Source organism: Streptomyces sp. NBC_00012 (genome assembly GCF_045040875.1).
Lineage (GTDB): Bacteria > Actinomycetota > Actinomycetes > Streptomycetales > Streptomycetaceae > Streptomyces.
The window spans coordinates 3,315,171-3,341,406 of record NZ_CP108309.1; the positions used below are offsets into that span (position 1 = coordinate 3,315,171).

The 26,236-nt window shown below is 68.9% G+C and carries 26 protein-coding genes and 2 pseudogenes; 12 read left to right on the forward strand and 16 right to left on the reverse strand.

The genetic code is table 11. The annotated features are described in order from the left end of the window. Positions 1-37: 37 nt before the first annotated feature. Together OHA19_RS15030 and OHA19_RS15035 are read right to left on the reverse strand one after the other, a co-directional pair. The gene (locus OHA19_RS15030) at positions 38-2,425 is read right to left on the reverse strand and encodes a Tox-REase-5 domain-containing protein (RefSeq protein WP_405750471.1); all 2,388 of its coding nucleotides are present in this window, start codon (positions 2,423-2,425) and stop codon (positions 38-40) included. Between the two features lie 154 nt (positions 2,426-2,579). After that, positions 2,580-3,173, reverse strand: a complete 594-nt coding sequence (locus tag OHA19_RS15035) for a hypothetical protein (RefSeq protein WP_405716263.1) — start codon at positions 3,171-3,173, stop codon at positions 2,580-2,582. 261 nt (positions 3,174-3,434) lie between these two features. On the opposite strand from OHA19_RS15035, the gene OHA19_RS15040 reads away from it, so the two are divergent. Then, positions 3,435-3,938, forward strand: coding sequence for a DinB family protein (locus OHA19_RS15040; RefSeq protein ID WP_405716262.1), 504 nt, complete (start codon positions 3,435-3,437; stop codon positions 3,936-3,938). Between the two features lie 116 nt (positions 3,939-4,054). On the opposite strand, the gene OHA19_RS15045 is transcribed toward OHA19_RS15040, so the two are convergent. After that, on the reverse strand, positions 4,055-4,924 hold the full coding sequence (locus OHA19_RS15045; protein WP_405716261.1) for an LLM class F420-dependent oxidoreductase: 870 nt from the start codon (positions 4,922-4,924) through the stop codon (positions 4,055-4,057). Between the two features lie 430 nt (positions 4,925-5,354). Then, positions 5,355-5,758: pseudogene (locus OHA19_RS15050) on the reverse strand (transposase); the annotation flags it as partial. A gap of 167 nt (positions 5,759-5,925) precedes the next feature. Between OHA19_RS15050 and OHA19_RS15055 the strand changes: the two are divergent. From OHA19_RS15055 to OHA19_RS15065, 3 genes are all read left to right on the forward strand, one after another. Then, a complete protein-coding gene (locus tag OHA19_RS15055; protein WP_405716260.1) occupies positions 5,926-6,471 on the forward strand; it encodes a MarR family winged helix-turn-helix transcriptional regulator in 546 nt (181 codons plus the stop codon). A 99-nt stretch (positions 6,472-6,570) separates the two neighbouring features. After that, positions 6,571-9,156, forward strand: coding sequence for an MFS transporter (locus tag OHA19_RS15060; RefSeq protein WP_405750473.1), 2,586 nt, complete (start codon positions 6,571-6,573; stop codon positions 9,154-9,156). A gap of 103 nt (positions 9,157-9,259) precedes the next feature. Then, the gene (locus OHA19_RS15065; RefSeq protein ID WP_405750475.1) at positions 9,260-10,477 is read left to right on the forward strand and encodes a serine hydrolase domain-containing protein; all 1,218 of its coding nucleotides are present in this window, start codon (positions 9,260-9,262) and stop codon (positions 10,475-10,477) included. Positions 10,478-10,572: 95 nt separating this feature from the next. Here the strand turns inward: OHA19_RS15065 and OHA19_RS15070 are convergent, their stop codons facing one another. After that, complete coding sequence (locus OHA19_RS15070) at positions 10,573-13,026, reverse strand: LAETG motif-containing sortase-dependent surface protein (RefSeq protein ID WP_405750478.1); 2,454 nt, start codon at positions 13,024-13,026, stop codon at positions 10,573-10,575. 362 nt (positions 13,027-13,388) lie between these two features. Between OHA19_RS15070 and OHA19_RS15075 the strand changes: the two genes are divergently transcribed. Continuing rightward, positions 13,389-14,108 (forward strand): MBL fold metallo-hydrolase, encoded by a 720-nt coding sequence (locus OHA19_RS15075; protein ID WP_405750480.1) that lies wholly within the window; start codon positions 13,389-13,391, stop codon positions 14,106-14,108. Positions 14,109-14,199: 91 nt separating this feature from the next. Here the strand turns inward: OHA19_RS15075 and OHA19_RS15080 are convergent, their stop codons facing one another. Both OHA19_RS15080 and OHA19_RS15085 read right to left on the reverse strand, forming a co-directional pair. Next, a complete protein-coding gene (locus OHA19_RS15080) occupies positions 14,200-14,916 on the reverse strand; it encodes a DUF6333 family protein (protein ID WP_405716250.1) in 717 nt (238 codons plus the stop codon). Positions 14,917-15,085: 169 nt separating this feature from the next. Further along, the gene (locus tag OHA19_RS15085; RefSeq protein ID WP_405753255.1) at positions 15,086-16,303 is read right to left on the reverse strand and encodes an erythromycin esterase family protein; all 1,218 of its coding nucleotides are present in this window, start codon (positions 16,301-16,303) and stop codon (positions 15,086-15,088) included. A 70-nt stretch (positions 16,304-16,373) separates the two neighbouring features. On the opposite strand from OHA19_RS15085, the gene OHA19_RS15090 reads away from it, so the two are divergent. The 3 genes from OHA19_RS15090 to OHA19_RS15100 all read left to right on the forward strand — a co-directional run bounded on the left by OHA19_RS15090 (position 16,374) and on the right by OHA19_RS15100 (position 18,436). Then, positions 16,374-17,144 carry a TioE family transcriptional regulator gene (locus tag OHA19_RS15090; RefSeq protein ID WP_405750482.1) on the forward strand — a complete coding sequence of 257 codons (771 nt, stop codon included), beginning with the start codon at positions 16,374-16,376 and terminating at the stop codon, positions 17,142-17,144. A 77-nt stretch (positions 17,145-17,221) separates the two neighbouring features. Beyond that, entirely contained in the window at positions 17,222-17,794 is a 573-nt protein-coding gene (locus tag OHA19_RS15095) for a dihydrofolate reductase family protein (RefSeq protein ID WP_405750484.1), read from the forward strand. A 45-nt stretch (positions 17,795-17,839) separates the two neighbouring features. Beyond that, on the forward strand, positions 17,840-18,436 hold the full coding sequence (locus OHA19_RS15100; RefSeq protein WP_405750486.1) for a hypothetical protein: 597 nt from the start codon (positions 17,840-17,842) through the stop codon (positions 18,434-18,436). An 18-nt stretch (positions 18,437-18,454) separates the two neighbouring features. On the opposite strand, the pseudogene OHA19_RS15105 reads toward OHA19_RS15100, so the two are convergent. Then, positions 18,455-18,568 (reverse strand): annotated as a pseudogene (locus tag OHA19_RS15105) (IS982 family transposase); the annotation flags it as partial. Positions 18,569-18,576: 8 nt separating this feature from the next. Then, on the reverse strand, positions 18,577-19,080 hold the full coding sequence (locus OHA19_RS15110) for a DUF3995 domain-containing protein (RefSeq protein WP_405750488.1): 504 nt from the start codon (positions 19,078-19,080) through the stop codon (positions 18,577-18,579). Between the two features lie 147 nt (positions 19,081-19,227). Here OHA19_RS15110 and OHA19_RS15115 point away from each other — a divergent pair, with 147 nt between their 5' ends. Continuing rightward, positions 19,228-19,620, forward strand: coding sequence for a helix-turn-helix domain-containing protein (locus OHA19_RS15115; protein WP_405750491.1), 393 nt, complete (start codon positions 19,228-19,230; stop codon positions 19,618-19,620). Positions 19,621-19,668: 48 nt separating this feature from the next. Beyond that, entirely contained in the window at positions 19,669-20,079 is a 411-nt protein-coding gene (locus OHA19_RS15120) for a VOC family protein (protein WP_405716238.1), read from the forward strand. Between the two features lie 92 nt (positions 20,080-20,171). Here the strand turns inward: OHA19_RS15120 and OHA19_RS15125 are convergent, their stop codons facing one another. Both OHA19_RS15125 and OHA19_RS15130 read right to left on the reverse strand, forming a co-directional pair. Next, positions 20,172-20,435, reverse strand: a complete 264-nt coding sequence (locus OHA19_RS15125) for a hypothetical protein (RefSeq protein WP_405716236.1) — start codon at positions 20,433-20,435, stop codon at positions 20,172-20,174. A 315-nt stretch (positions 20,436-20,750) separates the two neighbouring features. After that, positions 20,751-21,272 (reverse strand): ATP-binding protein, encoded by a 522-nt coding sequence (locus tag OHA19_RS15130; RefSeq protein ID WP_405750493.1) that lies wholly within the window; start codon positions 21,270-21,272, stop codon positions 20,751-20,753. A gap of 321 nt (positions 21,273-21,593) precedes the next feature. On the opposite strand from OHA19_RS15130, the gene OHA19_RS15135 reads away from it, so the two are divergent. Both OHA19_RS15135 and OHA19_RS15140 read left to right on the forward strand, forming a co-directional pair. Continuing rightward, positions 21,594-22,445 carry a helix-turn-helix domain-containing protein gene (locus OHA19_RS15135; protein WP_405750495.1) on the forward strand — a complete coding sequence of 284 codons (852 nt, stop codon included), beginning with the start codon at positions 21,594-21,596 and terminating at the stop codon, positions 22,443-22,445. Between the two features lie 11 nt (positions 22,446-22,456). Continuing rightward, positions 22,457-22,648, forward strand: a complete 192-nt coding sequence (locus OHA19_RS15140) for a hypothetical protein (protein ID WP_405750498.1) — start codon at positions 22,457-22,459, stop codon at positions 22,646-22,648. Positions 22,649-22,714: 66 nt separating this feature from the next. Here OHA19_RS15140 and OHA19_RS15145 read toward each other — a convergent pair whose 3' ends face one another. From OHA19_RS15145 to OHA19_RS15165, 5 genes are all read right to left on the reverse strand, one after another. Next, a complete protein-coding gene (locus OHA19_RS15145; protein ID WP_405750500.1) occupies positions 22,715-23,365 on the reverse strand; it encodes an OmpA family protein in 651 nt (216 codons plus the stop codon). Between the two features lie 8 nt (positions 23,366-23,373). Continuing rightward, positions 23,374-23,988 (reverse strand): hypothetical protein, encoded by a 615-nt coding sequence (locus OHA19_RS15150; RefSeq protein ID WP_317860627.1) that lies wholly within the window; start codon positions 23,986-23,988, stop codon positions 23,374-23,376. Positions 23,989-24,019: 31 nt separating this feature from the next. Continuing rightward, complete coding sequence (locus OHA19_RS15155) at positions 24,020-24,628, reverse strand: pilus assembly protein TadG-related protein (protein ID WP_405750504.1); 609 nt, start codon at positions 24,626-24,628, stop codon at positions 24,020-24,022. After that, a complete protein-coding gene (locus OHA19_RS15160) occupies positions 24,628-24,858 on the reverse strand; it encodes a hypothetical protein (protein ID WP_405750507.1) in 231 nt (76 codons plus the stop codon). Before OHA19_RS15160 ends, OHA19_RS15155 begins: the two co-directional genes overlap by 1 nt. Before the next feature lie 242 nt (positions 24,859-25,100). Continuing rightward, on the reverse strand, positions 25,101-26,198 hold the full coding sequence (locus OHA19_RS15165; RefSeq protein ID WP_405750509.1) for a response regulator: 1,098 nt from the start codon (positions 26,196-26,198) through the stop codon (positions 25,101-25,103). Positions 26,199-26,236 lie beyond the last annotated feature (38 nt).

Below are 26,236 nucleotides of genomic sequence, written 5' to 3' on the forward strand. Positions count from 1 at the left end.
CGGGCTCCGGTCCGCTGTTCCACACCCCGTCCGGCGCTCAGCCGGTCACGTCCCCCGGGGTGTGGATCACCTTAACCGGGATGCCCCGGTCCTCGAACATCTCTCGCGCCGCCTCGGCGACGTCCGGGTCGGACAGGTGCCACTCGACCGGCTTGCCGCGTGCGGCGTCGACCTGGCGGGCCGCCTGGTCCGCCCACCGGTCGGCGACCTTCGGGGTGAGCGTCCCGGTTTCGGCGTTGTAGAAGTCCTTGCCCTTGTACCCGTACTTCGCCTCCAGGTAGGTGCCCCGCGAGGCGTCCCAGCCGTCGAAGTCGACCGGCTTCCCCGTGAGCTTGTCGAGCGGAACCCGGTACTCCTTGCCACGGCCCACCTTGGAGATCTGCTCCTGGTAACGGGCACCCATTTCGGTGGGGTAGTTCCAGACGCCGGGCTTGATCTCCTGCCAGTTGCCCTCGCCGCCGTCCTTGGCCCCGGCCGGCGGGTCCTTGAGGTCCTTGTACCAGGCCGGCTTCGGCTGGTTCTTGGCGTCTTCCAGGGCCTTCCGGCGCTTGGCCGCGTCGGCGGCCTTCTTCGCCTCGTCGGCCAGCCGCTGGGCCTCGTCGGCGGCGGCCTTCTTCTCCGGGTCGACCTCGTCGCACTTCCCCATGAGGAACCCGACGGGCACCGAGATGGGCGGCGCTGCGATGGTGCCGGTGCCCGAGCCGGACAGTCCGACGCCCGCACCGCTGCCGTACGGGACCCGGACGTGACCGCCCATCCCGACGGTGCAGCCCTTGAGCCCGGCCTGCTCGGCGGCGTCGTCGGCGTGCTGCTGCGCTTCCTTCGCGGCCTTCTCCGCGGCCGTGACATCGCCCGCCTTGGCGGCCTTCTTCGCCTTGTTCGCGGCCTCGCCCGCCTTCTCGGCGACTTCGCCCAGCTTGCCGAGTTTCCCGAGCTTGCCCAGCTTTCCGAACTTGCCGACGAGCTTGGCCTCGCCGTAACCTGGGATGAACAGCGAGCCGATGTTCCAGAGGCCGGTACCGATCGCCTGGCCCTCGTCGCCGTTCTTCCACATGTCACGGACTTCGTCGCCGATGAACATGTCGTCGAGGACCTTGAGGCCGGTGCCGCCGGACGCCTTGGTCCAGTCCCAGACCGCGCCGAGGTAGTCGCCGTCGGACCACTTGTCCCCGGCGTCCTTGGAGTCCTGGCTCCACTTGTCGCCGAGGCTCTTGCCGTAGTCCATCAGGCCGTTCCATGCCTTGACGGGGTGGAAGATCGTGTCGATCGTGCCGGTGATGTCTCCCCAGAGCCCGTCGCCGATCAGGCCCTCGAAGAAGCCGCCGGTCTGGTGTGCGGCGCAGGAGAAGAACGCGCCGACGCCCGAGGTGCAGCTCTCGTCGGACTTCTCCTCGTCGCCGCCGGTGCCGTCGTCCTGGCCGTCGCCGCCGTCCGGCTCGCCGGAGGTGTCCACGTCGTCGCCGCCGTCGTCGACCTGGACGACGTCCCCGCCGGAGCTGCCGGAGCTCCCGGAGCCGCTGGAGTCACCCGAGTCGCCGGTGCTGCCGGAGTTGCCCGAGCTGCCCGATGTGTCGGTGCCGCCGGCCGTGTCGGTGCCGCCGGCCGCGTTCGAACCTTCGGCCGTATCGGAGCCGCCGGAGCCGGATCCTGCCGGGCCCGAGCCGCCGGAGTCCGTACCGCCCGCGGTCACCGATCCGCCGGAGTCCTTGCCACCGGACGTGGTCGAGCCGCCGGAGCTCTTGCCGGGCCCCGCCTCCACATTGCTGCCGGGCGCGGGGCAGGCGCTCCCGGTGAGCCGGCAGATCGCGTCCTGGAGCCCGCCGGTCAGCTGGGCGCCGATGCCCGTGACGACGAGCCCGCCGATGAGGGCCACGACCACCAGGACCATGCCCAGGTATTCCATCGCGGTCTGACCGGCGTCGTCCCGGCGCCACTTGATCATCCGCGCGATGCTGAACCGCCGGTGCGGCAACCGCTGTTCGAGGGGCAGCTCGAACCATTCGCGCGAGCTCGGGCGGAACAGCAGGGCGACGACGGCGACCGGCATCACCAGCTGGGTGACCGCGCGTCCGCCGCCGTCCCCGCCGAGGTTCGCCAGTGCGCCGAAGGTGAGCCAGACGTGTACGGCCAGCAGTCCGCGCCAGATCCAGACGCCGCCGGTGCGCAGATACAGCGAGAGCACGAAGGCGGTCACGCTCGGCAGCGCCGCGTACAGCAGCAGCCCGAAGAGCTGGCCGTCGACCTCGTCGACCGCCGATGCCACCGTCAGCACACCGATGCCGCCCAGGGCCGCGGCGGCGAAGAGGAGCCGTACGAGGATCAGCACCGCCTGCAACGGGCGCGGCAGTGACTGTCTGCCCTGCCGGCCCACGGCGACGCCCCCGCCCGCGCCACCCGAAACCGCAAATCCGCCTATGCCAGACACGACGAGTCCCCCACCTTGCCGGTGAACGGCCACAGTTCAGCCACTCCACGCATCCGACCACACCGGCACCCATCGGGGCATGGGCCTCAGGACCCAATGCAAGGCTCAAAGTCGTAGCTACCGGACGGGGAGCCGCTACCGGACGGGGAGCCCGCTACCGGACGGGGACCTCGCTCCCGAAGAGCATCCAGGGCGACTGGTCGAACGAGGCCACCCCGGCCAGCTGCGGCTGTGTCGCGGCTATCTCGTGCCGCACGGCCAGCGTGTCCGGCCAACTGTCGAAGCACGTCGTGCCGTTGATGACGACACCGCTCCAGTCCGTCGCCACGGAGGCGCCCTCGCGGTCGACGACGAAGCCGATGCAGAGCACGGAAGCACGCCCTATCGCCTCCCTGATCGCCCTCGCGGCCACCTCCTGTTCGTCCCTGCTCAGCCGGCCGAACCCGAATTCCAGCGCGACCACTCCGTCCCCCATCCGACGGATCCGTGCGGGCACTTCGGTTCCGCTGTTCATCCACAGCACGAAGTCGACGCTGTCCAGCCGCTGAAGGCCGGCGAGGAGCACGAGCTGCTCCCTGGTCACCCACGACGGAATGCCGTGCGGGCCGGGCCCCGGCCCGAGCAACGTGACCCGCCTGGTGACCGGGTGGCTGAGTCGCAGCCCCGCCGCGTCGAGATCATTGAAGAGCGACTCGGAGTCCGGGCGGCTCCAGCCGAGGTGGTACGAGTAGAAGAAACCATCACTCATCGACACATCACCCCATGAAAGTGTGGACACCACGCTTCGGACGAGGCGGCGCCCGGTGGAGACAGGTGGAGCGTGCAGTTCGGATACCTGCGGGCACGCCGGACAGGCGCTCGTCATGGGCGCCGGCCGGATGGCTCACAGTTGGTCGAACCCGAGCGTAATGAGGCCGGATCGCCGGGGCGTGGGCCCACGGACCCAGGGGCGGGCCCCATTGGACAATGCGGTGGACAGGGGACGGCCCATCGCACATCGTGTACGGCGATGACACGCACCGATTCGCCTCCCGCATGGGACGAGCGCACCCAGTTGGCCACCTTCCTCGACTATGTCCGCGCCACCGCACGCGCGAAGTGCGAGGGCGTCTCGCTGGAGGACGCCCGCAGAGCCCCGCTGCCCGGCTCGCCCCTGATGACGATCGCCGGGCTGATCAACCACCTGAGCTGGGTCGAGTACTACTGGTTCGAGGTGGCCTTCCTCGGTGGCCCGGACGAGGGTCCGTGGACCGACGAGGACCCCGACCGCGAGATGCGCATCGCGGTGGACATGCCGCTCGCCGATGTACTTTCGCTTTACGAGGAACGGACCTCCCGCTACAGCGAGTTGGTGGCCTCCACCGACCTGGACGCACCGGCCGCGCAGCCGCGCCGCGACGGCAGGCACCCCGATCTGCGCTGGGTCGTCATGCATCTGATCGAGGAAACCGCCCGGCACAACGGCCACCTCGACATGATCCGGGAGATCGTCGACGGCACGACCGGCGTGTAGGCCCGCCGAGGCCCGTTCCGGCGCAGGGACGCGGGGCGTGGGCGCGCAGGGACGCGGGGGCGTGGGCGCGCTGGAACGTGCGGGCGGGGGCCCGTGGCGCACCCGTCGGCCGTCGGCTATCCGATTTCGGCGACGGCGGGTGCGATGTGCTCGGCGATCTGGTGGGTGAAGCTGACCGGGTGCCGGTCGGGCAGCACCTGGATCTCGCCGATGCCCAGACCCGCGTACGCCTCCGCGTCGGCGAGGAACGCGGCCGGCTTGTCCAGCACCGGGCCCCCGTACATCACCGTCTTCGTGATGGCGTCGTAGTCGCGGTCCTCCGCGGCGCAGTGCGCTCGCAGCACATCGAGCTTGTGGGCCACTTCCTCCTGGCCGGTGGCGAAGAGGTTGCACGCGTCCCCGTAGCGGGCGACCAGGAGCAGGGTCTTCTTCTCGCCCCCGCCGCCGATCATGATCGGCGGATGCCCGCCGATCGGCTCGGGCACGCACAGCGTCTCGGCGAGCCGGTAATGACGGCCCCGGAACGGGCCGTTGTCGTCGCTCCACATCTGGAGGCAGATACGGAGCGTCTCCTCCAGCCGTTCGAACCGCTCGGCCACCGGGACCACCGGCACGCCGAGGCCGTACTGCTCGCGCTCGTACCAGGAGGCACCGATGCCCAGCCTCGCCCGGCCGCCCGAGAGCACGTCGAGGCTGGTGACGATCTTCGCCAGCAGACCGGGGTGCCGGTACATCACGCCTGTGACCATCAGGCCGAGCGTCATCCGCTGGCTCACCGCCGCCACGTAGCCGAGGGTGGTGTACCCCTCCAGCATCGGTTCGTCGGCGACGCTCCGCCCGGTCTCCATCTGGAAGTAGTGGTCCATCACGCTGAAGGACGCGATCTGGGCCTGTTCGGCGACCCGCACCGACTCCGCGAGCGTGGGCGCGATGAGCGCCGGGTCGGCCGGTGTCGAGTAGTTCCAGTAGTGCAGGCCGAGCTTCATGTCCGCCCTTCGAAGGCCGAGGGGGCTCGGGCGCGGGACTGCGGCGCCGTCGCGGCCGGGGACTTTCACGCTACGCGAGGCGGCACCCATCGGCATGTCGGGCGGGGACCGTCACAGCGGGGACTTTCGCGTTGCATCTTGCATCGGCGCCGCGGACCGGCCGCCAGCCGAAGCCGGCGGCCGGTCACGACGCACAACGTCGATCGCCGTGCGATTTACGCGGCGCGATCACGGCGTGCGATTACGGCGTGGCGTTGAATTCCGGACCGTACCTGTCGCTCCCGGAAACCTTCACGCCGCCGTCCTCGGCCCAGATGTGGATTCGGCAGAGCGAGCTGTCGGGCTCCACATCGACGACCTTTGAGTCACAGGCGGAAGCGGGTGCGTCATTCGCGCCCACGGACTGCCAGGAACCCGTGGACGCGACCCGATGGATCAGCACCCCGCGCGCGCCCCGGCCGAAGGAGTCCGGGCCCGTCAGACGCCTCTGCCCAGGGCCCGCATGCTCACCGAACGGATCGCGGCGCGCGACCACTCCGACGCACCGCGGAAGCCGGAGCGCTCCAGCTCCAGGCGCTGGAGCTCGGCCCATACGCCCGCCTGCGCCCACTCGCAGAAGCGCCGATGGGCGGTCGCCCCCGACGGACCGAACGAGGCCGTGGGCAGCTGATGCCACGTACAGCCCGACATGATCACGAACACGATGGCGGCCAGCACCTCACGATCACCGTGCCGGCGCCGCCCGCCGCCCTGCGGCCGCGAGGGCGCCCCCGGCACCACTCGCTGGAACAGCTCCCACAACTCGTCCGGCACCAGCCGCTCGACGATCCCCATCAGGCCCCCACCAAATGAGACGACGTTTACGTCCGGACCACCGGGCGGACCGTCGCGCAGCGGAGAGCGCCGCCGATGGTGCGCGCGTCGAGGGCGCGGAGCGAGGACCGGAGCTTACTACGATTTCAAAATATCTGAATCGGGATCACCGCTTCTATGCTGGAGCCATGGAGACCACGCGCGATCCGGCCGCCGGCGCCGACTCGATCGACCGGCACATCGCCCGATGGCAGCGGGAGGTCCCCGACCTGGACCCGCTCGTCGAGGGCGCCGTCACCCGGATGCAGACGCTGGTGCAGTACCTACAGGGCCGCAAGGAAGCCGGGCTCTCGCAGCGCAGGCTGAAGTTGTGGGAGTACGAGATCCTCTGGCGGCTGCGCTCCGCCGGCGAGCCGTACCGGATGACGCCGACACAGCTGGCCGAGGGCCTGGGCACCCATCCGGCAACACTGACGAACCGGCTGGACCGCCTGGCGAAGTCCGGCTACGTGACCCGGCAGCCCGCGCCGGAGGACCGCCGGAGCCTGCTCGTCGCACTCACCGAGAAGGGGGCCGAAGCCTGGTCGTCCACGATCGGCGAGCAGATGGAGACGGAGCGCGCGCTCCTGACCCCGCTGGACGAGACGGAGCGGGAACAGCTCGTGGCCCTGCTGCGCAAGATCGCCTCGGCGGCGGAATCCGACGGTCCGCCGCTCATGCCGTCCCCCGACTGAGCCCCGTACCGCGTACACGTACCGCATGCACGTACACGTACACCGATCGTTCACCGCAACCGGGCACCACGGCTTGGATACCTCAACTATCTTATCGCCGTGGACCAGTTGACTGCCGAAGATCCCCAGCACATCGGCCCCTACCGTCTGATAGCCCGGCTGGGCGCGGGCGGCATGGGTCTGGTGTACCTCGGCCGTTCCGAAGCCGGACGGACCGTGGCCGTGAAGGTGGTGCAGGCCGAACACGCCCAGCACCCCGAATTCCGCAAGCGGTTCACGCGTGAGGTGGCCGCCGCCCGACGGGTGGGCGGGACCTGGACGGCTGCCGTGCTCGACGCCGACACCGAGGCCCAGGTGCCCTGGGTGGCGACCCAGTACATCCCCGGGCCCGATCTGACCACCGTGGTCGCCAAGGACTTCGGACCGCTGCCCGAGCACTCGGTCCGCACCCTCGCCAACCGCCTGGCCACGGCCCTGGAGTCGGTGCACGGCGCGGGCCTGATCCACCGTGACCTGAAGCCGTCCAATGTGCTGGTGACGGTGGACGGGCCGCGCGTGATCGACTTCGGGATCGCGCGGGCCATGGACAGCCTCGCCGGGGACAGCCTGCACACCCGCACCGGAATGCTGATCGGCTCCCCCGGCTTCATGTCGCCCGAGCAGGTGCGCGGCCTCGACCTCACCCCGGCCAGCGATGTGTTCTGCCTGGGCGCGGTCCTGGTCTACACCGCCACCGGCCGCCATCTCTTCGGCGCCACGGAGACCGGTCTGAACGCGCACCTGTTCCGGATCGCGGAGGAGGAAGCGGACCTGACCGGCGTACCGGAGTCACTCGTCGACCTCGTACGCGCCTGTCTGCACAAGGACCCGGCGCAGCGGCCCACGCCCGCCGACGTGGCCGCCCGCACGGCCGGTGACCAGGGCGGCGAATGGCTGCCGGGCTCGGTGCTCGCCCAACTCGGGCGACATGCCGCCCAGTTGCTGGACTTCGCCCCGGAGACGAGGACCACGCAGCCGGACCCTCGTGTCCCCGCCCAGCCGCAGTACGCCGACCGGCCCCAGCCGCTCCCCCAGCAGCCCGCGTACGCCCCGACGGCACCGGCGGACCGCCACCCGTCACCGGGGTTCGGGCCGTCCTTGAGCAAGGCGCCCGGCGGCCTGCCGACGGCCCCCGTCCCGGCGGGTGCGCCGGCTCCGCACCCCATGCGGTGGTGGGGGCTGGGGATGGCCGCGACGGCACAGCTGCTGGTGCTGATCGGCACGTCGATCACGAACTCCGCGCTGCCGTCCATCTACGCCGAACTGGGCGCCTCCTCCGACGACATGCGCCTGTTCTCCACCGCCTACATGCTGTCCTTCGGCCTGCTGCTGCTGCTCGGCGGGCACCTCTGCGATCTCCTGGGCCGCAAACGGATGTTCATCATCGGCTCGGCCGGTCTCGCCGTGGCCTTCGCGGTCGGCGGCCTGGCCCCCTCCTCCACCCTGCTCATCCTCGCCAGCGCGCTCCAGGGCATGTCCGCCGCGCTGCTCTCGTCTTCCGCACTGGCCCTGGTTTCCGCCGGATTCAGCGATCCGAAGGAACGCGACAGGGCTTACGGCATCTACGCCGCGGTCGCCGGCGGCGGCATGGCGTTCGGCCTGTTCGCGAGCGCCACGCTGGTCGAGAGCCTGAGCTGGCGCGTGTGCATGTACGCCGCCGCCGGGCTCGCTCTGGTCATCACGGTCTGCGCGGCCCCTCTGGTGCACGACCCCCACCCGGTCCGCACCCCTGCCCGCCTCGACGCACCGGGCCTGGTGATCGGCTCCGGCGCGCTCATCGCCCTCGCCTTCGGCTTCGACAGGGCCGAGGCGTCCGGCTGGGCCACCCCGCTGACCCTGATCCTCCTGACGAGTGGTGGCCTCCTGCTGCTGGCCTTCGTGTGGTGGCAGACCAGTTCGCCCAGCCCGCTCGTCCCGGCGTACGTCCTCAGGGACCGCAACCGTGTGGGCTCGCTCCTCACACTGTTCATCCTCGGCCTGATCCTGCTCGTCACATTCCTGATCCTGACCAGGTATTTCCAGGGCGTCCTCGAATCCCCCATCGCCCAAAGCGGTATGGCCCTGCTGCCCATGGCCGGCGCGACCGTCGTCGCCTCCACCCAGGTCGCCGCCCGTCTGTGCCACCGGCTGGCGCCCCGCAATCTGATCGTGCCGGGCCTGCTGCTGACTGCGGTCGGCCTGGCGATCCTGACCGGGATCGATGCCGACAGCGCGTACACCTCCCAGGTGCTGCCGGGGACACTGCTCATCGGCTTCGGTGCCGGCCTGGCCCTCACGCCGCTGTTCACCACCGCGACCGGCAAAGTCGCCGCACAGGATTCCGGCGGGACCTCGGCCATGGTCCTCGCGGCCCAGAGCGTGGGCGGCTGGGTCGCCTGGCCGCTGCTCATCAGCGTCCTCGCCTCGGCGATCTCCGCTCGTCTGACCAATGCGTCGGACATTCCCGCGCCTCTGGTCGAAGCGGCCAAGGCCGGATTCCCGATCAGCCGGCAGAGCCTTCCGGCATCGTTTTCCGGCACCCTGGATGAGATCAACACCGCGGTGATGGGCGGGTACTCCGTCGCCCTCTGGTGGACGGTCGGCCTCACCCTGCTCACGAGCGTGATCGCCGGCCTGATGATCACGGCCAGGCCGCCCGAGCAGTGACCCCGGCGAACAGCCCCAACGATCAACCCTGGGGCCCGCGTTGCGCGTCAATGGCACCGAGGGGGCGGCACCGCGCCCCCTCGGTGATCTGGAGGCAAGGCGCATGAGGCAACGAACCGCACGTATCTCCTCGCTCGCCCTGGCGGTGGCCGCGACCGTGGGAACGGCCGCATTCGGCCCTTCCGCGCAGGCGGCCCCCGCGCTCACCGCACCGGCGCACGAGGCACAGTCTCCGCACGGGACGCAGGCGCCGCGCGGCCACGAGGCGACCCGTGCCGCGTTGCGCGCCGTGGTCGAGCAGGGCGAGCTGCCCGGCGTCGCCGCCATCGCGCGGGACAACAAGGGAAGTTGGTACGGAGCGGCCGGTCACGCCGACACCGCGACCGGCCGCGAACGCTCACCCGGCGACCACTTCCGCGGGGCCAGCATCACCAAGACGTTCATCGCGACCGTCCTGCTCCAGCTGGAGGCGGAGGGGAGGCTGAGCCTCGACGACACGGTCGAGCACTGGCTGCCCGGCCTGGTGCGGGGCAACGGGTACGACGGGAACCGGATCACCCTGCGCGCACTCCTCAACCACACCAGCGGCATCGCCGACCACACCTCGGACCCCGCGTTCGTGCACGACGCCGCCGGCCCCGGTTTCCCTGAGCACCGGTACGACACCCATACACCTGAGGAGCTGGTGGCGGTCGCGCTGAAGCACCCGCCGGTCCCCGACCCGGAGAAGACGCCGCTGTACTCGAACACCAACTACGTCATAGCCGGGATGGTCATCGAGAAGGCGACGGGCCGTTCGTACGCGCAGGAGACCACCCGCCGCATCATCCGGCCGCTGAAGCTGCGCGGGACGTCGTTCCCCGGCACGGCGCCGCAGATGCCCGACCCGCACCCCGTCGGCTACTCCCGCCTCCACCAGGAGGCCCCGGACGCCGAGATCCATGACGCCACCGAGCAGAACATGACCTGGCTGGGCGCGTCCGGCGACATCATCTCCACCGCCGGCGACCTCAACCGCTTCCACCGCTCCCTGCTGAGCGGCGAGTTGCTGCCGCCTGCACAGATGAAGGAGATGCTCGACGAGGTGCCGGACGGCGACGGGACCGGGTACGGACTCGGCGTCGAGTTCGCGCAGTTGTCCTGCGGCGTGAAGGTGGTGGGCAAGAGCGGCCGTACGAACGGTTCCCTGTCCGCGATGGTCGGCACGCAGGACGGGAAGCACCAGCTGACGTTCAACATAAACGGCGACTGGCTGCGGAGCGGGGCGGTCTACGTCGATGTGATCGAGGCCGAGTTCTGCGGCAAGGCCCCGACGCCGTAGGCCCTGCGCCGGACAGGCGCTGGTGTCCTGAGAGACGGAAGGCTCCACCCGGGTCACGGGTGGAGCCCTTCCTGCCAGGTGTGCTGCCGGCCAGGCTAGTGCTGGGCGGTGCGGCGTCGACGCATCCACCACATGAGGCCACCGCCGGCCGCCGCGAGCACCGCGGCGGTGCCTGCGATCAGGCCGATGGGGGTGTCGCTGCCGGTGTCGGCGAGATCGCCGTCAGGGCCGCCCGGTCCGGATGTGGTCGGGGGCTGTCCGCCGTTGCTGTGGGTCGGGTCCGGCGTGCCCGGCGTGGAAGGCTTGCCGGTCGGGGTCGGCTTGCCGGTGTGCGACGGGGTGGGAGTGGGATCGCCGCCCGGGTCCTCGCCGCTCTCGCCACCGCTGGGCCCGGCGCCGAGGTAGAGGGTGTCGGTGTCCCGGTAGGAGGTGTCGTCGGATTCGCGGGAGTCGCGGGTGGTGTTGTCCAGGTCCCGGTTCTCCAGGTTGAAGCGCGTCTTACTGATGTTGCGCTTGGGCTGCTTGGAGAAGTCGACGCCGCCGACGCCCTGCTTGTAGATCTTGCCGCCGTACTTCAGCTCGAACCACTCGATGCCTTCCTTGTACGTCTTCATGTACTTGTCCCAGACCATTTCGCGGGTCCAGTCCTGGTGCGGGGCCCGGATCGGCCACGCGGAGACGTCATTGGAGTTGATGATCCGGTGGAAGTCCGTCGGGGACTTGGCGTCGGTCTGGCGGATGTACTCGGCGGCGACGCGGGCGTTGTAGACGGCGCGCAGATCGGCGTACTTGGGGTCCTTGTTCACCCGCTCCTGGATGACCGGGACGATGTTGGCGTTGACCGACACCTCGATCTGCCTCTTCTCGGCGTCCGAGAGGTCGGTGCACTCGGTGGAGCCGGGGACGGTGTAGTCGACGTCCAGCCACTGGGCGGAGACGTCCATCGGCGAGTCGAGGATGTAGATCCCGCCGTCCTGCTCACGGACCTTCGCCTCGTCGGGCTCGATCCAGAACCGGGTACCGGGGAAGCACGGCATGCCGTTGCGGCGCGGCGCGGTGTCCCAGTAGCGCTTGCCCTCAGCGTGCTTGTCCGGGTTCAGCGCCTCGGAGAAGTCGTACTTCATGAGCAGATCCGCGTCGAGAAGGACACGGCCGGCGTCGGTCTTGCCGAACTTCGCGTCCATGACCTTGCCCGGCTGGTCCGGGTTCAGGTTGACCCAGAACTTGTCGGGGGTCAGCGCGAGCCAGGTGAACAGGGCGTCGGAGGAAAGCTGCATCCTACTCTCGCCGCCGAAGCCGGGGTTGTTGTCCGGATCGGGCATCTGGTCGGCACGCATGGAGTACTGCATGCCCTTGCCCTTGCCGAGGCCACCGACGTAGCGGAGCTCCATGGTGGTGAAGTCGACGCCGCCGGGGCCGCCCCTGGGGAGGGTGCCCCTCGGGTCGAGGCGGTTGGCATCCCGCTGGAAGCGCTTGGCCTCTTCCAGGGTCTTCCCGGAGGAGATGGCGCGCTGGTTGGCGGGGCCGCGGGTGCCGCAGTTGTTGGCGCCGGCCGCCATGAGCCGCGTCTGTGTGCCGCCGGTCTGGCAGGCGGGGGCGAACCACCGCTGGTGGTCGGAGAATCCTCGGATCGGGGTGGTCTTGGGCACCGGGTTGTAGAACCGCTGGTTGCCGCGGACCTGGCCGGTCTTGCCGCCCCGCATGGCGCGGACATCGCGTTCCAGGTCGTTGATGTGCTTGACCTGGCCCCGGGTGAACTTCTTGGCGCCGGTGAAGCGGAAGGTGTGCTTGGGCATCGACTTGGCGACGACCCGGTCCTTCTCGAGCTGCTTGGCGGTCAGCTTGCTGTTGGATTTGAACTCGTTGAACTCTTTGGTCTTCTTGTTGTAGGCGTCGTAGCGGCGCTCGCCGACCTTGTCGCCGTTCTTGTCGAACAGCTCGACGGTGACCTCGCACAGCCAGTCCGGGCCGATCAGGCGGTAGTCCTTGACGAGCTGACGCTCGAAGCCGGAGCCCTTGTGGTTGTTGATCTGGTTGCGGATGTACCGCTTGTCGAACCAGTGCTTGAACCCGAGGCCCTCCTTGTTCGCGAAGTACCGGGCGTAGATCTCCATGGCCCGGTCCTCGGGCTTCTTGGAGAGGTCGGCGGCCTTCTTCCAGGCCGCCACGTTCTTCTCCAGGTCGCCGGGGACCTTCGACAGTGCCTCGGTCTTCTGGGCGGCCGTCGGCGTCTTCAGGCCGTCGTACGCCTGGCCCGGAAGGTCGTACTCGAACTTCCGCGGGAGGGCGGTGTCCTTGTAGAGGTTGTCGGTCAGGTCGTTGGGGAACCCGGAGTTCGCCGGGGTCTTCGCGGCGGGCGGGAGATTGTTACGGGTATCGCAGCGCTGGCCGGAGCCGGATTTCATCTTCGCCGAGACCGGCGGCAGCTTCGGCGGCGCGGCCTGGACGGCCGGCAGTCCGGTCATGGTGACGGCCGCGGTCAGGCCGAAGGCGGCCGTGAAACGGACCGCGAACCGCCACCGGGACGGTATGCGGAGCAGTTTGTTCAAGAGCTCGTCTTTCCCTCGGATGGGGCCTGAGGGGTCGTGGGCGGCACGTTGGGCCCCCGTGACGTGTACGCGCCGCCCGGACACCATAGCCTCAACTGCACCTGGGCAAAGAGGAGTTAATGGCGTGTCGGCACTGCAGCTCCCCGCCCTCTTCACACCGTGGCCGCCGCTTCCTCGCGCCTTGGAGGTTGCGCGGACAGACGTGCGTTCATGGGCGTCTGACTCACTGCGGGTCGGGCCGAGGTGGATCCGGCCGAGCTGGGTCCGACCGAGCTGGGTCCGGCTGCCTCGTTCACGCTGCGCTTAATTCACCGTCGGCGGAAGTACCCGGACATCCGCCGGCCCCTTGTTAGCGTCGAATCATGGAACTTTCCCAGGTCACCCCCGCTGTCTGGCAGCTGGCCTTCCCGGTCGGGCACGTCCACTTCGTGCGCCTGCCGGACGGTTACGGGCTGATCGACACCGCCGTCCCAGGCTCCGCCCCCGCGATCCTCGATGCCCTGACGCGGCTCGGCGGCCGCCCGGAAGACCTGCGGCAGATCGTGCTCACCCACTCCCACATCGACCACATGGGCTCGGCTGCGGATCTCGTCGGGGCCACCGGCGCTCGCGTCCTCGCCGGAGCCGTGGACGCCCCGTTCATCCGGGGCACCGCACCCGAACCCCAGCCGGTATACACAGCCCCGGAACACGCGCTTCACGAGCAGATCATGGCGGGCTTCGCCGAAGCGGACGTCCGGCCCCCGCAACATGTGCCGGTGGATGTGGAACTGCACGACGGGGACACCATTGACGGCTGGGGCGAGCCCGTCCACGTTCTGCACGTGCCCGGACACACCCCGGGAAGCATCGCGCTGCACCTTCCCTCCAGCGGCGTGCTCTTCCCGGGCGACATCGTCGCCACCGCGGAGGGCCGGGCGATCCTCGGCCCGTTCAACGTGGACAGGGAGCAGGCCATCGCTTCCTTCCGACGGCTGGCGTCGCTGGATGTGGAAGCGCTGTGCGTCCCGCACGGCGAGCCGGTGCCGAAGGGCGCGAGCGAGGTACTGCGGGCGGCGACTCCGGAGAACGACTGGGTGTGAGTCGAGCGCGGGCCGATCGGTCGCACGGACGGCCGAACCGCTCCGGGGCCGGTTCACCGCCCATGAACGCACGCCCGTCTGCGCGGACCTCTCAGACGAAGTACAGGCCCTCCATCGAGCAGACGGACAGATCGCTGTGCTGTACGCGGAAGGCGGTGGTCTGTATCTCCTCCCACCCCCAGGGGTCGGAGTGCCCCAGTGCCAGGCCGGCCAGGGAGGCCCATTCGACCTCGTGGAGGGGCTGGTCCATGTCGATGTCGGCGGCGGTGAGCATCCAACTGCTCAGGCCGAGGGAGGCGATGACGGCGTAGGGGTCGCCCAGGACGACGAACGGTTCGTCGTCGGGCCAGCCGGAGGCGTGGAACATGGCGCCGTCGGGGAGCATCACGACGGTTTCGGTGTGTTCCATGCCGCCGTAGTAGGTGACGTGGCCCACGATCCGCGCTGCGGGGAAGCGCTTCCGCATCCGTTCGGCTTCGGCCAGCAGTGGGTTTCCGTTGCCGTCGTCGGCGAAGACAGGGGTGGAGATGGCCCGCATGCCGCCCCACGCGGCGGCATGGACGATGTCCAGGTCGGAACGGACCGACGAGGGCAGCGGCGTCTGCACGGAGCGCGGCCCGAGATCCTCCAGGACCTCCTCGATGCCGTCGATCGACTCGACGAACAGGCGTGCCTGATCGGGGTCGTTGGCCGGGAGGCTGCGGGCGTCGAGGTCGAGCGGCGGCTGAGCCACGGTGAGATGGCACAGGCCCATCGAGCCGCGAACGGTCCGGTCCGGGGCGGAAGTCCAGTACTTGGTATCGGTCATGCGGGCCACCGTAGTCGGGCGAGGAAGCGGGACTCTCTCGGCGCGAACCCGGGAACCCGGCGAACCCGCGAGCGGTGCGGGCCTACCCGCCGCCGGCCGGGGCGCGGCGTCGGCACACCGCGAGGTGGCGTGCCGACGCCTCGCCCCGGCCCCGACACGCCGGACATTCCTAAGCCCGTGGGACGTCCTTGACGAACACGACCCCGTCACTGTCCGCCAGCTGGGCCGGGTCGAGCGGGGCGTAGCCGAACCAGGGCGATACGCGGGCGACGGGCGGCGTATCGCCGAGGGCGGCGGCCAGTCGGCGGGCGTCGATGACGTGCCGGTCCTCCGGGAGCGCGTACAGGAGTCCTTCGACGGTGTCCGGCGGCGGGGCGTCCACACCCTGGTGCCGGATCGTACCGAGGGCCGTCGCCACGAAGGCGTACTCCTCACCCAGCCGGGCGCTCACCAGCGCACCGGCCCCCCACCACTCCAGCAGCGCCCCGCCCATCCGCACCGCGCTCCTCCCCCGCTGGAGGTGCGAGTTGTGGGCGTGGGCGAGTACCGGACCCCGTTCGGCGAGGGCGAGGAGGTTGTGCGCCATCATCTGGTCCCGCAGGCCGACCAGCCGGGTCAGGCGGGCCGGTGAGGGGTCGGCCATCCAGTAGTGGTAGCGCAGCAGGCCGATCGCGGTGCGCCCGTACAGCTGCGCCCGGTCCCGGTCGTCCCGCGAGTCCGTCGCGATCAGGTGCGGTGTCTGCGCGTCGAGCAGTGCCACCAGGTCGTCGGCGATCAGCCGCAGCCGGCCGGCCTCGGCCGACTGTCCCGCGGACCGGGAGGGGTCCATCATCGCGGCGGGCTCGGTCCACCGGCCGTCGGCGCCGAGCAGGCGGTCGAGCGTCTCCGCGGTGCAAGGGAGCAGGTCCGCGTCCACCCTGGCCGCGAGGTAGCCGTGGAGCGCGGTGAGGGCCTGCCGGGGACTCGCGGCGTGGGCGATCTCCAGCGGGCCGTCGAATCCGGCGAAGCGGAGCCGCTCGGACGCGGGCCGGCCGTCGTTGTCGGCGCGGACGTTGTGGGCGCGCATCCAGCGCACCAGCTCGCGGTTGCCCTCGGCAGCGCCCCAGCCGTGGCTGAATCCGTGCTCCATGGCTTCGTCGAGTGTGCCCGCGCCCGAGGTGACGTAGTCGTCCACGACCTGGCCCATCAGGCAGTCGCTCTCGATCGCGATGGTCCGGTGGCCCTCCTGCTCGACGAGCTGCCGGAAGAGCTCGTTGCGCACGTCGAGCAGGGTGTCCTCGCCGTGGGTGGGCTCGCCCAGGGCGAGCAGCCGGGGCCGGCCGGGGAGCAGCCCCATGACGGCGGCAGCATCGACGGTACGGGCGATGTCCTTGATGTCGGTAGCGATGTCGGTAGCCATGCCTTCAACGCTATCGTTGAACCTTCGATTGAAACTTTTCCGCGATATCGGCAGGGTCATGGGGCAGAACCTTAAAACTGGCGGTCGGCTCAGGCCGGTCGATCTGGCACGCGAGCACAACCTGTCCACACAGGCGGTCAGGAACTACGAGGAGGCCGGCATCCTCCCGGCCGCCGATCGCACACCCCACGGCTACCGCGCCTACACCCCGCTGCACGCGGGCGCCCTGCGCGCGTTCCTCGCCCTGGTCCCCGGCCACGGCCACCGGACGGCGACGTCGATCATGCGGGCGGTGAACCGGGACGCGGTGGACGAGGCGTTGCACCTCATCGACGAGAGTCACGCCCAGCTCCTCGACGACCGACAGACCCTCCGTGCCGTGGAACGCGCCCTCCAGGACCTGGACGGCGCTGCGGGGCCGGGGTCCGTTCCCGCTACCGGGTCCGGGCGCGGGAGCACGTTCATCGGGCCACTGGCAGGGAAGCTCGGAATCCGGCCCGCGACGCTGCGCAAGTGGGAGCGCGCCGGACTGGTGCACCCGCTCCGCGACCCGGGGACCGGCTACCGCGTCTACGACGAGGCTGCCGTTCGGGACGCCCGCCTCACCCACCAACTGCGCCGGGGTGGCTACCTGTTGGAGCAGATCGCCCCACTGATCGCCCAGGTGCGTGCGGCGGGCGGGCCGGAGCCGCTGGAGGCCACCCTGCGCGACTGGCACTCCCGGCTGTCGGCCCGAGGGCGCGCGATGCTGTCCGGGGCCGCCGAGCTGGAGGCGTACCTCCGCAAAATAGAGTCCCTGATCCGCACCGGACCGATGAGTTTCTCGTAGTCCCGCAGTCAGTACGCAAGTAAGCAAACGAGTAAACAAGCAAGTAAGCAATGGTTCGTGAAACAAGGAGTCCCAAGATGCGCACCCTGATCAGCACTGCCTTCGTCTCGCTCGACGGTGTGGTGGAGGCCCCGGGCGGCGAGCCCGGATACCGGAACTCCGGGTGGACGTTCAAGGACATGGAGTTCGTCCCGGAGGCGTTCGAGATCAAGGGCCGGGAGCAGCAGGAAGCCACCGCGATGATGATGGGCCGGGTCAGCTACGAGGCGTTCAGCCCGGTCTGGCCGGACATGGCGGACTTCGCCGACTACAAGACGATGCCGAAGTACGTCGTCTCCACCACCCTCACCGAGGACGACCTGGTCCCCGGCTGGGGCGAGACCACGGTCCTGCGCTCGCTCGACGAGATCGCCGCCCTGAAGGAGACCGACGGCGGCCCGATCATCATCCACGGCAGCGCCACCCTCAACCGGAACCTCTCGGACGCCGGCCTGATCGACCGCTACCACCTCCTCGTCTTCCCCCTGCTGCTCGGCGCGGGCAAGCGGCTGTTCAGCGACACGGACAAGGACACCCAGAAGCTGAAGCTCGTCGAGCACGCGGCGTACTCCAACGGCCTGCAGATGAACGTCTTCGACGTCATCCGCTGACGCCTCGCCGTAGTGGCGCGCCGCGCCTGGCTAGGATCACGCACCATGGCCGGCACAGAAGACATCACACCCAAGCGCACCTTCCTCGTTCTGCACGACTACGGCATGGGCGGATTGTGGTGGTGGGTCCATGCCCGCTCCGCGCGGGAGGTGCTCGAAACGTTCGCCTGGGTCGAGGTGATCACCGACCCGGAGACCCTGGCCGGGTACAGGGACGAGGGTCTGGAGGAGGTCGACATCGAAGCGTCCCGGATGCCGCCGGGACTGGACGGCCTGCACGTCGAGCGTGCCGCCCAACGCGGCCTGGCGAACTTCGGCGCGCTGGCCGACAGGGACATCGTCCACCTGCGCCTCCGTGACGACGACGGCGAACCGGTCGACCAGCTGGTGGAGGTCGGACCCGACGGGCGCCGGTTCCGCCAGGTGGAGGTGGCCGAGGACGGAACCGCCGTGCGCAGCACCCCCGACGACTGGCTGTTCAACACGCCGGTCGTGGATCTCTTCGACCCGGCACTCGTGGACCGGGAGATCAGCCGGAGCGACTTCGAGGAACAGTGGGCAAGGGCCCGCCAGGAGAGCACCGACCACTGGGTGGTCAAGTCCGATGTGCTCAGTGATCGAAGGCGATCAGAGACCGCGTGACCGGCTTGCCTGCCTTCAGAAGAACCGGGAATGCGAGGCGCAGTACCCGTATCCGGCCCAGTCGGCCAGTTCCGACCGCTTCACCGTCGGGCGGGACATGCCGCTTGGCACCGGCGTGGAGTCCACGACCCGACGCAACGTCAAGCGGCGCCACTCGGGCTCTCCGCTCTTCCGAAGCCTCGTGCGGCCAGACCGAAGGCAAGGCCGCCGACCAGGAACCAGGGGTTCCACAGCGTCAACGTCCATAGCCGCTGTTCCGGGCTGACGTCCATCTCCGGGCCGGCCGTGCCGGTCAGGAGCAGTACCTCGACGGTGATGCCGCGCATCAGCAGCACGGCGCAAACGCACCAGCCCAGCGCCTTGACGGCCCGTCCGGCCAGGCCACCAAGCCCCGGCCGGGCGAGAAGCCGTCCCAGCACGCCGCCGACAAGGCACAGCATTCCCACGCCCCACAGACCCACCGCCACGAACCAGCCAGGGCGTTCCTCGGCCAGGGGTCCCGCCGAGACACTCAGGCCCCACGCTCCGCCCAGCGCCCAGTAGAAATGAAGCCCAGCGAAAGCAACCGCCCAGGTACACGCGATACGCCCCCACAGTCCCGGTGTGGTCTTGCCCTGCAGATCTCCATACATGGCGAGGAGCATGCCATTGCCGTGCCAGGCAGCTGCCGGCGTCGCTGCGAAACCGACGCACGCACCGTCCGGTCAGGCGCGGCATCCAACGGCACACATCGGACTTGATCACCCAAGGGCTGACCGTTAGACGCGCATGCCGTGTGATGTCATGGCTCCGTGAACCGCGCCGTGGAAGAGACCAACCGCCGGATGCTCAGGGCGCGGGACGCGATGGACCGCGCCTATGCGCAGCCACTGGACGTCCCGGCCCTGGCCCGGATCGCGCATGTGTCCCAGGCGCACTTCGCCCGTACGTTCCGGGCCACGTTCGGCGAGACACCCCACCGCTATCTGCAACGCCGCCGCGTCGAGCGCGCGATGTTCCTGCTGCGGGAGACCGACCGCAGCGTGACGGACATCTGCTACGAGGTCGGCTTCGGCAGCCCGGGGACGTTCAGCCGTACGTTCCACGACATCGTCGGCCGCTCGCCCAGGACGTACCGCACGGAATCGACGGCCACGGGCGTCCCGACCTGTTTCACCATGGCCTGGATGCGGCCGAGCAGCTGAGCAGATTTGGATAAGTTTTCTGCGAGCGTGACCCGTAGCGTGATGCACATGTTCAACGCCATCACGCAATCGCAGATATACGTCCTCGACCAGGACGAGGCCCTCGACTTCTACGTCGGCAAGCTCGGCCTGGAGGTCGCCGCCGATGTCGACATGGGCATCATGCGCTGGCTGACCGTCAGCGTCCCCGGCCACCCCGAGCGTCAGATCATGCTGGAGAAGCCGGGCGCCCCGGCCATGTCCGAGGAAACGGCCCAGCAGGTACGGGAGCTGGTGACCAAGGGCGCGATGGGCGGCTGGCTCATCTTCACCACGGACGACTGCCGCAAGACGTACGAGACGCTGCTGGCCCAGGGCGTCGAGTTCACCGAGGAGCCCACGGAACGCCCCTACGGAACCGACTGCGGCCTGCGCGACCCCTTCGGCAACCGCATCCGCTTCACCCAGCCGAAGAGCTGAGCGCCTGTTGCAGCTGGACAACGACAGGGGCCCGGCACCGCGATGCACACGCGGTGCCGGGCCGCTGCACGGGCGCGGGTGAACCCGAGGCGTCATCCATGGTTGGCCAGGAACACGGCACCCATGATCAGGAGGATTCCGCAGCCGAAGACCGCACCGATCCCAGGGTTTCTTCGCTGCGCGACAGTCCGGCCGAGCATCCCCAGAACCGGAATCCAACCAGCCGCATAAACGATCCAGGCGATTTTCGGCATCACCGGACTGGAATCCACCTTGAACAGCACCCATGCCACAAATACAAAGAGAGCTGGTGCAGCCCACAGGTTACGCTCGATCGTTTCCTGACGTTCCGACAACGAAAACCTCCTGGGCCAATGAGCGCGCGGCCGTACTGGAAGTTGCTGATCACGTACGCGATGACCTCGTCGATCGCGTAAGCGGGCGCAATTGTGACGGCCCACTTCGGCGGGTTCCAGCCGGACAGGCCGTCAACAGACTTCCTGAAGGCCCCACGCCCCATCTTCGCGGCCTTGATCGCGGATATCCATACTTGTTCCTGGCTGTCTTGTCGACCAGCCTCGCGCAGCGCCCGCAAGGCCCAGAAGGCACCTCCGCCGCCTCGCAAAGGATGGGCCGCCGCCGGACGGCTGCCCGACATCACGGGGCGAGCGTCAGCGCGGCAGCACCACCCACGACTTGGTGCCCCGCTGCGGCGGCTCCGCCTCGCAGGCACCCCATTCCCCGCCCCAGTCGTCGACCACGGCCGCCAGCAACCACAACGCCCGCCGCCGCCGCGTCTCGCAGAGCGTCGCCAGGTCACGATCGCTGTGGTGCGGATGCTGGTCCCAGACGAGAAGGCGGACCGCGTCGTCCCGGTGGCGCAGAGAGACGTAGAGCTCCCGCCCCGGGCTCATCCTGGCGGTGACCGCGACGAGTTCGGCGACGGCATGCGTGGCGGGCCAGACGTACGGGGCGAGCCCGTTGACCTCCAACGCGGCGGAGATGGCGGTACGACCGATGAACGCACTGCGGACGTCACCGGGGAGCGTGAAGCTGAGGACGAGCCCGCGACCGGAGCCGCCCGGCCGAGGGGCGGGCTGCGGGGCCGGTCGCAGAGTGCGGTGGGGATACGGGGCCGGCGTGCGTGCCTCGGCAACGGCCGGGCAGAGTACGGCAAGTGGAGATGAATGCATGAGTGACTCTCCTGGTACGGGTGGCGAGTTGGCGGCTTCTCTCTTTCGCGTGGGCGCGCACGGGTGGCTCACGTTGTTGTGTTGTGGACGAGCAGTGGCCTGTCTCCCTGACGCGGGACTGCCCCTCCCAGGGCAGGAGGTTGCGGGCGGAACCGCGTGATGCACTTCCGGCTCGTCGGCGCTGTGTGAGCGGTGCGTGACCTAACGTAGCGCAGCATCGGCACGCGTGCCGCTGAATCAGAGGCAATTGCCTCTCTCGTGTTGGACTGGGCACCCTCCGCAGCGGCAGACTGTTCCCACAGTCCGCGGAAGAGAGGGCCTATGCCAAGCAGTTCCACCCCGACAGAGCGCCAGAAGCGGCTCGGCGCCGAGCTGCGCAAGATGCGCGCCGCAGCCGAGGCGACCACCTCGTACGCGGCCGGACTACTGGGCATCGACCGGACGAAGATCTCCAACATGGAGGGCGGAGTCCGCCCGATTACGCCCGCTCGCGTACGCACCTTGGCCTGCAACTACGCCTGCGCCGAGTCTCTTTACGTCGACGCGCTCGCCGAGATGGCCGAGCAGCGCGAACGTGGGTGGTGGGAGCAGTACAGGGGCACACTCCCGTCAGGCCTCTTGGACATCGCCGAACTCGAATGGCACGCAACGCGTATCCGTACTGCGCAGACCGTCCACCTTCCTGGCCTGCTCCACACCGACGGGTACGCCCGCGCGGTGTTCGGCGCCGTTCTGCCCGAACTGACCCGTCTGGAGATCGAACTGCGGGTCGCACACCGCATGGAACGGCAACAGGTGCTCGACCGCGAGACTCCCACCGACTATGTCGGATACGTCCATGAGGCCGCCCTGCGCATGCAGTTCGGAGGCCGAGACGTCACGCGCGAGCAGTTGCTGCACCTGTGCGAGATGTCAGAGCGCGAGCACATCGATGTGCGGGTGATTCCGGTGGACCGAGGCGCGTTCCCCGGAGCCGGACACGCACTCCTCTACGCCCATGGTGTCGTGCCCCAACTCGACACCGTGCAGCTCGACTCAGCTCACGGACCCGAGTTCATGCACGCGGATGCGCAGCTGACCAAGTACCGCGCACACCTGGACTGGATGGAGGAAGCCTCGCTGCCTTCCGTCGACTCCCGGCACTTCATTCGCGCCGTCTCCCGCCAACTCTAAGGACGTTCAGCATGCCCGAGATCGACTGGGAAGAGCCGTACTGCGGCGAGGGGAACAACTGCTTCAGGCTCGGCACAGACATAGAAGGCAATGGATTCATCGCCGTTCGCGGCGAGGAGGATCGTTACCTCGTCGACAGCCGCGAAGCGCTCCAGCAACTGATCCGCGACATCAAGGCCGGCAAGGCCGACCACCTGCTGTAAGCGCGCAAAGGGCCCGGCACCGCAGGCGCTCGCGGTGCCGGGCCAGGCTTGCTGTGGCGCGGTTCCTCAGGAAGACGTGCCGCGCGGGAAGGAGACCTCCACGCGTCGGTTCTTCTTCCGGCCCTCTTCCGTGCTGTTGTCGGCGATCGGGTACTGCTCTCCGTAGCCGCGGATCTCGAAGGTGACGGTCGACCCGAGATCCTTCACCAGCACCTCTTGCACGGCGTTGGCACGCTGCTTGGACAGCACATCGCCATGTTCCGACGAGCCGAGGTCGTCGGTGAAGCCGAAGACGCGCACCTTGGTGGCGTTCTGCTTCTTGATCTCTGTAGCGATGGCCGCGATGCGGGAGTTGGCCGCGGCACTCAGTTTCGCGCTGTCCTTGCCGAAGAGGACCTCGGCCTGGAGCGCGAACTTGATGTTCGCGTTGCTGTCCTCGCGACGCTCTTCGCCGCCCTCGTCCTCAATCACCTGGACGATGTCGAGAACCTTGGAGGGGGCCAGCGTGCCGCCCTCGGGCATCTTCAGGTCGGGATCGTTGGCGTCGAGCTTCACCGGCGGCACCGACGTCGCCTCGGTGCCCGGGGGCACGCTCGGACCGTCGTCGGCGAACGCCGAGGCCGCTCCGAACAGCGTGGTGCTCACAACGACCACGGCTGCCGCGACGGTGAGTCCAGCAGCACTGATGGGCTTCAACCGGGTTTGAGTCTGGGTCATGTCGGCCGTCACCCTGAGATCTTCAAGGAGGTCGTCGCAAACGTCGGCAGGGTGAAGTCGACCTCCGCCGTCGTGCTCGGAGGTGCCGGGAACTGCATGAAGATCGGGGTCGACTCACCCGGCGACACCGGGAGGATGTTGGTGGTGCAGAGACAACGACTCTCCGTGTCCCGGAGAACGTAGTAACGCTTCTTTCCTACCTTGTCCACCAGCGTCGCACCGGCCACGGAGTTCGGGTTCTTCGTGGCAATCGCAGTCTCCTGGCCGGCCCACGAACCGGAGTTCTGTGCCCGGTCGCTCACGTTCTTGATCTCGCCCTGAACCGTGACGAACCCTCCGGAGTCACGCTTCACCTGGTTGATCACGAGAGTCAGTCCGCTTCCCCTGATCTCGGCGAGTTTCACATTCGGGTCCACGTTGTCCCCGGCAGCGGTGTCCTCCTTCTTCGCCGCCTTATCCCCGTCTGAAGGCTTGGACGGCTCGGAGGACGGTGACGAACTGGCACCGTTCGCCTTGTCGCCACCACCGTCAGTGCCGCAGCCCGTGACGGCCAGAGCCAGGGCGGATGCCAAAGACACCGCAGCCATTGCCCTTCGGGACTTGGTGGAGCACCGAATGCTCATGGATTCTGATTCCTTTACTCGTCGTTCGCCGTCAGTTGTCGACCAGGTGCACGTCGTAGAGAATCTTGCTCACCTTTGACCAGGGTTTTGGCTTGGCAGGCTCGATTTCGAGCATCTCGCCGCCCCTGCAGGTGAAGAAGTACATGTCCTGGACGCCGTCGTCGTTGAAGTCCACGGACTCCCAGTTGGGGCAGCGAAATTCGATGACAGCGGTGGCCTTGGCCTCACCGACCACGTTCTCCGTATCGCGAACGACCGGCGAGTCCACCGAGTCATGCCCCTTGACCTCAACCCTGATCCGGTCCCGCAGGCCACCGAGCGTCGGGTAACAGCCCGTGACGGTTGCCCGATTCGCCGAGGCGAGCCCATAAGCCGCAGGGCAGCCGAGAACCGGGTGGGCATTCAGAAAAGGGTCCAGCATCTTTCCGGGCAGCGAAGCGTAGAACGGCGCCCCGAACTGCTCACGAGTCTGCTGGGCGGCAGCCAGAGCCGCAGCATCCGCGGCCCCCTGGGCTCCGTTACGCAAGGCCGAGGCTTTGCCGACGGCAAAGAATGCGAACGCGAGGAAGAGCAGGCCCGCCACCATCGCTACATAGATGGGGAAGGCCTGCCCTGCATCGGTACGAGTGCGACGCCTCATTACTTGGTCGCGATGGTGCCCACCAAGCCCTTGATCTTCTCGCTGATCGCGGAGCCGATGCCGGTCGCCACGATCGCACCGATGATCGCCACGACCACCAGGATGATGCCCAGGTACTCGAACGCCGTCTGGCCGCGGTCCATGTTCTCGTAGCGCTTCTGGATGCGGGTCACGGCGGTGTTGGCCCAGCCGTTGATGCGAACGGCAGTCTTCAGGGTGATGTCCGACATGGTGTTCCCCTCCGGGTTCGGCCGACCGGTAGCCGGCCGACTCGCAAGTTTCTTTGGTGCCGCCTGCGGTACCGGCTTCCTCCTGGCCGGTGCCGCTGGCGACATGAGAAACATACGGCGGCGCGCCCCGCTCGCCGGAGGGTCCCAGGACCCATTCCCGGGCCCAAAAGGTCAGTTGGGTCTTCGACTCCGATGCGTGCTGTCGGGCCCCACGCCCCGCACGCCCCGTCCCGGCCTGCCACTCAGCCACGGTGACCACCGGCCTCACGCGCTCCATGCCCCGCCGAGGGGGCCGTGCCGAGCCAGCGGGCGATGGCCTCACTGCGGCTCGCACTGTGCAGCTTGGTGAAGATGCGGTTGATGTGGTTCTTGACCGTCTTCTCGCTGATGAAGCAGGTGGCGGCGATCTGCTGATTGCTCATGCCGGAAGCGATCAGCTCCATGACCTCCACCTCCCGTGAACTCAGCCCGTACTGCTGCCTGTTGAGCATCGCACCCGGTTCCCCGGCCATGGAAGACTGTGCCACAACTGGTTGCAGATGCGAAAGACCCTGCGGTGTACGGACGGGTCGCGGCGCAGGTGGAGACGGTTCTGACTTGGCCACATGTGCAGGCGCACCGTGTTGCTGAACGGAACTCGGCGCATGGCCGTCGTACCCTGACCCCTGGTACGGAACGCCCGTAGTCAGAGCCGTCCCGAGCCCCTCGGGAAGCGGTCGTCCCTGTGCGCCCGGGCCCTGGCGCATATGGGCGAGGAGTGCGTTCGCCGCGGTGGCGGTGAAGTGGGCCCGGCCGTTCTTCGTGTCGCGTACGGCCAGCACCAGTTGATCGGCCGTGAACTCGCCGTGGACCAGATAGCCGCTCGCGCCCAGGCGCAGTGCCTCGTGGACGATCTCGTTCTCACGGCTGTAGGTCAGCATCATCACGGGGGCGATCTGCACAAGGTGTGGCAGCGCGGAGATGCCGTCCACGCCGGGCATCCGGACATCGAGCAGGACGACGTCCGGACGGTGCTGGACGGCCATGTCGTAGGCCTGGCGCCCGTCCGTGGCCTCTGCGACGACCTCGATGTCGTCGCGGCCGGAGAGCAGGACGCCGAGGCCGGCTCGGACCACCGGGTTGTCATCGGCGACGACGACCCTCAGTGCGCTGGGAACGGCCACGGGCACCGCCGCGGGAAAGGGGGACAGGGGCTCGGATGCCGCGGGCTGCTGGGAGACAGGGAACGCGTGGGAGCTGGGCTCCGAGGTGAGCGGTGTGGCGTGCGGGGACGTGTGCTGGGACGCGTGGTGCTGTGCGGCCCAGTTCTGGCCCGACGCGCGGGAGACGTCGTCCGGCATCTGCGACCTCCTCTCAAGGGTCTGATGGGGGGTGAGGG